Consider the following 5,294-nt stretch of genomic DNA (forward strand, 5'->3'; position numbering starts at 1 on the left):
CGTGGCAACCCTTCCGATCAATGAGGTTGTTCCGGGCGTTCCCACTGAGGGTCCCTTCCCCGCTCTTGCTGACGCCCTGAGAGAGCTTCACGAGCGCTACGCTTTGGCCGATCGGAACAAAACATAATTGCCCAGCAGCGCCAGCGAAGCGCCCAGTACCGCCGTTGTTGTCCATTCAAAGCCCTCGAGCCAGGTCGAAACGCTCAGGGCAACCACGGGGAAAAGTACCGTCGCGTAGCCTGCTTTGTCGGCGCCGAGCGTCTGAATCACCGTGATGTAGCAATAGAACGCGATGATTGAGCCGGGAACGGCAAGAAAGACGGTTGCGCCCCAGAAAGTCGCTGAGGTGGGGACTACCCACTCAACACCAAGCAACAGGCACCAGATGCCAAGAATCACCGCGCCGTAAACCATGGCCCAGGCATTGGCCAGTAACAGCGGCACCTGAGACATCCGCACCTTGATGCTTACCAGGTTACCCATGGAAAACCAGAAGGTGCCGCCAATGGCGAAAAGAATGCTGGTGGCTGTGGCATTCCCCAGTTGCAGATCGTGCCAGAACAGCAGTGCCACACCTGTGATCCCCAGAGAGATCGCCGGATAAAGCCGGGCGGTAGGCCGGAGCCGTAACCAGAGCCAGCCATTCAAAGCGTTAAACAGAGCGGCCAGCGAAAACACCACCGCCAGCAGACCGCTTGTCATCGATTCTGCAGCACGATAAATCAGCAGAAAGTTCAGGCTGTACAGGGTTGCCCCCTGCAGCACCAGCCAACCGTGCTGTTTCAGGGTCAACTTCTCCAGCCTGCGCACCATGGCAAGAACCACCAGTGTCACGACAGAAGCCATAAAGAATCGGTAAAACACGGATATGTCGACCGGCGCCGCTTCAACCTGCAGACGAATCGCTGTCCAGGTGAGACCCCAGATCAGTACCGTCAAACCATAGTGAACAGAGATGGGCATGCCAGTGGGGTCCTGTAGCTATCGGGAACAATGGTTGATCGGGGGTCAGAGTAGAACCAGGACAGCACCAAAACTTGTCAGATCCTGCTGAACCATGGATGATTCTTGAGGCGGCCTCTCGTCCAGACTGATCCTACATCCCTATACCAACGCCGTACAACTCATGCAAAAGTGCCGTTTAACCACTCACTTGGGAGACCTATGCGCATTCGCGTAACGCACCAAAGGATTACCATTGCTCTGCAATTGATACTGCTTGGTGAAGCGCTCTTTGCAGTATGGGGCCAACGATGGTTCACCGCATTTCTGACGGCCATGATTATCGCCATCACCTTCTTCCCGTTGCTGTTTGAGCGCCGCTTCAGAATCCACATTCCGCCGGAGTTGCAACTGGCCGCCATAGGGTTTGTGTTTGCTTCCCTGTTTCTCGGAGAGATCCGTGATTACTACACGCGGTTCTGGTGGTGGGATATGGCGCTCCATACCATGTCGGGGTTCCTGCTGGGTATTCTCGGCTTTCTCCTGGTGCACATAATGAACGAGACTGAAAAGATTCACGTGCACATGAAACCCGGCTTTGTTGCATTTTTCGCATTCATGTTTGCACTTGGCGTGGGCGCACTATGGGAAATTTTCGAGTTCACCATGGATTCCCTGTTTGGCATGAACATGCAAAAGCCCATGCTTGGTGATCCTTCCGGGCTGACGGATACCATGTGGGACCTGATCGTCGATGCGACCGGGGCACTGGTCATTTCCGTATTAGGCTGGCGCTATCTTAAGAACCCTGACAAACGCTCCTTTCTGGAGCGCTGGATTGATTCTTTTATTGAACGAAATCCGAGGTTTTTCAAACGCTAATGATTCGAAGGAAGCTACATGCAGGTCTGATGGCCCCGTCAGAGAAGGCATGGCTTCATGCCCTGCCAAATGGGATAATGCCTGCAATTTCAAATCCGCCGAACGAAGTCATTCATGTTTCTATCGTATAAGAGCATCCCAGATTCACACGGATTCACCCTGATAGAGCTGGTTCTCGTCATTCTGATACTTGCGGTATTGGCTGCGTTTGCGCTCCCCCGCTTCTCGGACCTCTCCACCGATGCCCGCCTGGCCGCATTGGACTCATTGGCAGGCACGATGCAAAGCACCATCGGAATTGTAAGAAGCAAGGCCTATGCTCAGGGTCTGTCACCTGCAGCAACCAATCCTGGCGGAAATCAGCAGACTGGCTACGTAATAGAAACTGAAGCGGGCCGTTCAGAGGTGGGNNCCTTTGCACTGCCACGATTTTCGGACCTCTCAACCGATGCCCGCCTGGCGGCATTGGATTCACTGGAAGGCACGATGAAAAGCACAATAGGAATAGTGAGAAGCAAAGCCTATGCACAGGGGCTGTCCCCAGCAGCCAGCAATCCCGGCGGAATACAGACCAACTATGTAATAGAAACTGAAGCGGGCCGCTCGGAAGTCGACTGGCGCAACCTGTGCCCAGAAAGCCGCGCCGAGGCGGATGATACGCTAACAATGCTTGATTACATCTCGGTGGACGCCAACGATTCCTCGCTCGAAACTTTCGTCAACAACCAGTACACCCGCGCAGGATTCTCCGTGCCTTCAGGATCGGCCCCAGGTCTTCCGGGTTGCTATGTCGAGTACGATTCCTTCGGCGACCCGGAATGCACGGTGACCCAGATAACTTCGGAATGCTGACACCTATCCTGGCGGAAGGTCGTTGTGATATGGCCTACTTTACCAAAACGGACCGGGGCACCAGACACTCCATGGCCGTGAGCGAAACGTCCCGGAATACCGCCTCTGAGGCAACAACGCTCGGGAATCGATCGTAAAGCATCCGCCGACACGTGGAGGTTCGTGCCTCGGCTTTTTTGACGCAATCAGCATGGGCTCTGGTTTCACTGCCCTCGCCAGTGGCGTCTGAGCAGAAGTCCGGAATCTGGGTAAAAATCCAGTCAACTGCAGCACTCAATTCAACCGGATTGGCCCGCAAATTGGTCAGGCGGCTTGCATCGATGGGATCGGGTTGGTCGCGGGTCTGCTCCCAGAGAACAAACAGCAGGGCAGCAGATACCAGTACAACAGTAACCTTGGGAAACTTCATGGGCGCCTTTTCAATCCGGTGAATCAGATCGCCGATCATAAACGCTCAGGCATCTGCTGTCCCGGTTTCCTATACTAATCAGGATTTCACACAAAAGGGCTTTCGACGCAAAGCGCCCTGCCAATCAGGCAACCCTGTCACTTAAGCCAAAAGGAGTTTTGCAAATGACCACACTGATTGTCGGTCTGGTACTGTTTCTCGGCGTGCACTCGCTTTCCATAATTAACGAGCCGCTGCGTAACCGGCTGAACGCGTCCATGGGCGAGGGAGCCTTCAAAGGACTCTATTCCGTGGTGTCCCTTGTAGGCCTGGTTCTGATCGTCTGGGGATACGGCGCCGCCCGGATGGATCCCACCGTGATCTACGTGCCTCCCGGCTGGCTCAAGCATGTGTCCTTCCTGCTTCTGGTACCTGTATTCCCGTTGCTCTTCGCCACTTACTTCCCGGGGAAAATCAAGGAAAAACTGGGGCACCCCATGCTGGCTGCCGTCAAACTCTGGGCTCTTGCGCACCTTCTCGCAAACGGGATGCTCCACGATATTCTGCTGTTCGGCGCCTTCCTGGCCTGGGCCGTGGCCGACCGGATCTCCATGAAGCGCAGAACCCAACGGGCCATTCCAACGCTGCCAGCCACCAAAGCCAATGACATCATCGCCGTCATTGGTGGCCTTGCGGTGTACGTGATCATGGTGGTCTGGGCCCACCAGTGGCTATTTGGCGTAGCGCCGGTCTGAACGACCGGCGCTCAAACGGATTAAAGGCCCTGGGCTCCGCGGCGCAACCAGTCATGCACGAACGCAAGCTTGCGTTGCGCCGTTTCCGAGAGCACAAACGGATAAAGGTCAGACAGCCCCATGGAACGGTTCACGTGGTTAACCCGAATGGCCAGCGACGCTGCGACATTTATCAGCATTGCCGTGTCTGGCTCTGAGTAAGGGTCCCAACCCTGCCTCGGCACCTCGGGCGATGTCAGTCCGGCTGATACAAGACTGTCAGTGATGTCTGTCAGGTGCAGCAGGTGTGCAGCCGTCTCGGCCCAGTCTTCGTGAGGGTGTGCCGAGGCGTAGCTGGTCAGGTAGAAAAGCCTCCAGTCTTCCGGCGGACCGTTATGGTAATGATGCTCAAGCGCTGTCGGATAATCAGCGCGTTCATCACCAAACATCTCCCGGAACGCATCCAGAAAGTCCTCACGCAAACTCAGGCGCCACCAGAGCATATGAGCGATTTCATGGCGCATGTGGCCGACCATGGTTCGATAGGGTTCGTCCAGGGCCTGCCTCCGGGTGGCACGAACCACTGGATCCGCTTCTGCAACACTGATCGTTACCACACCATTGGCGTGCCCCATGGCAACCGGGGTCAGGCCTTCCGCCAACATGTGGAAAACCGGACGGGTGCCGGGATCTTCCGGCCGGAACCAGTGCCAACGGCCGAGATTATCCAGCACCCAGCGCTTTGCAGCCTCAGTTTCGGCCCAGTTCGGCATGGCATTGAAAATGTTGGGATCGGGTGCCAGCGCCGTCATCGCACAAGACCGACAGAAGGCCCCCTGTTCCGGCGCAATCCAGTTGCAGCCGATAATATCTCGGTTCACACAAAACGGAGGCATGGGGACGAACGCCCTGGCCTGTGGGTCGTAAGCGACCGGTGTACCCTGAGCGGTGGTCAGATTATCAAACCACAGATTTCCGGAACCAACCGGGTTAGAAAAAACCTTCATAGAGCTGGTGCTCCTTTTGAACGGCAGTGTGCCTGAAAATGAATTGCCGCTCTCCCGAACCTATACCCTATAGCAAAGGAAAACCAGCCAAGTCGTCAATCGCTACCTGCTAAAACATAACCAATATCTATAACCCGCCCTCAAACAAATTCATTTGCCTCATCCGGGTGGCGTTTCCAGGATGGTGACTCTGTCACCCATAATAAGAATCACACCCCGGGGAACCAGGTACCATGACTTTCCGCTCCGTAGTGATTGCCAATCGCGGCGAAATCGCGATCCGTATTGCCAGAGCCTGCAGCGAACTGGGTATGCGGGCGGTCACCGTATTCTCTGAAGACGATGCCGCCAGTTTGCATACCCGTATGGCCGATGAGGCAGTGGCTCTCAAGGGCCGTGCTGCGAAGCGGTCCATCCAGGCTACGGCTTTCTGGCGGAAAACGCCGGTTTTGCCCGCGAATGCGAGCGGGCCGGTCTGGTCTTTATTGG

At 55.7% G+C, this 5,294-nt stretch carries 6 protein-coding genes and 1 pseudogene; 4 read left to right on the forward strand and 3 right to left on the reverse strand.

Annotated elements, in window-relative coordinates:
- Positions 1–96 precede the first annotated feature (96 nt).
- A complete protein-coding gene (locus tag B2W52_RS12985; protein ID WP_008172352.1) occupies positions 97–963 on the reverse strand; it encodes a DMT family transporter in 867 nt (288 codons plus the stop codon).
- Positions 964–1,164: 201 nt separating this feature from the next.
- Here B2W52_RS12985 and B2W52_RS12990 point away from each other — a divergent pair, with 201 nt between their 5' ends.
- Together B2W52_RS12990 and B2W52_RS12995 are read left to right on the forward strand one after the other, a co-directional pair.
- Complete coding sequence (locus tag B2W52_RS12990) at positions 1,165–1,824, forward strand: DUF2238 domain-containing protein (RefSeq protein ID WP_273068950.1); 660 nt, start codon at positions 1,165–1,167, stop codon at positions 1,822–1,824.
- A 114-nt stretch (positions 1,825–1,938) separates the two neighbouring features.
- Positions 1,939–2,676, forward strand: a complete 738-nt coding sequence (locus B2W52_RS12995; protein WP_286803456.1) for a pilus assembly FimT family protein — start codon at positions 1,939–1,941, stop codon at positions 2,674–2,676.
- Between the two features lie 34 nt (positions 2,677–2,710).
- Here B2W52_RS12995 and B2W52_RS13000 read toward each other — a convergent pair whose 3' ends face one another.
- Positions 2,711–3,124, reverse strand: a complete 414-nt coding sequence (locus B2W52_RS13000) for a hypothetical protein (protein ID WP_008172358.1) — start codon at positions 3,122–3,124, stop codon at positions 2,711–2,713.
- 125 nt (positions 3,125–3,249) lie between these two features.
- Here B2W52_RS13000 and B2W52_RS13005 point away from each other — a divergent pair, with 125 nt between their 5' ends.
- On the forward strand, positions 3,250–3,819 hold the full coding sequence (locus B2W52_RS13005) for an NnrU family protein (protein ID WP_008172359.1): 570 nt from the start codon (positions 3,250–3,252) through the stop codon (positions 3,817–3,819).
- 20 nt (positions 3,820–3,839) lie between these two features.
- Here B2W52_RS13005 and B2W52_RS13010 read toward each other — a convergent pair whose 3' ends face one another.
- A complete protein-coding gene (locus B2W52_RS13010; RefSeq protein ID WP_273068953.1) occupies positions 3,840–4,805 on the reverse strand; it encodes a zinc-binding metallopeptidase family protein in 966 nt (321 codons plus the stop codon).
- Positions 4,806–5,038: 233 nt separating this feature from the next.
- On the opposite strand from B2W52_RS13010, the pseudogene B2W52_RS13015 reads away from it, so the two are divergent.
- Positions 5,039–5,294 (forward strand): annotated as a pseudogene (locus tag B2W52_RS13015) (biotin carboxylase N-terminal domain-containing protein); the annotation flags it as partial.

Origin of the sequence: Marinobacter sp. UBA2498, assembly GCF_002341575.1 — a bacterium.
Taxonomy (GTDB): Bacteria; Pseudomonadota; Gammaproteobacteria; order Pseudomonadales; family Oleiphilaceae; genus Marinobacter; species Marinobacter manganoxydans.

Bases quoted from the DNA above. Each gene is read 5' to 3' on its own strand.
- B2W52_RS13000 (WP_008172358.1), bottom strand. From the start codon at position 3,124: ATGATCGGCGATCTGATTCACCGGATTGAAAAGGCGCCCATGAAGTTT.
- B2W52_RS13005 (WP_008172359.1), top strand. From the start codon at position 3,250: ATGACCACACTGATTGTCGGTCTGGTACTGTTTCTCGGCGTGCACTCG.
- B2W52_RS12990 (WP_273068950.1), top strand. From the start codon at position 1,165: ATGCGCATTCGCGTAACGCACCAAAGGATTACCATTGCTCTGCAATTG.
- B2W52_RS13010 (WP_273068953.1), bottom strand. From the start codon at position 4,805: ATGAAGGTTTTTTCTAACCCGGTTGGTTCCGGAAATCTGTGGTTTGAT.
- B2W52_RS12985 (WP_008172352.1), bottom strand. From the start codon at position 963: ATGCCCATCTCTGTTCACTATGGTTTGACGGTACTGATCTGGGGTCTC.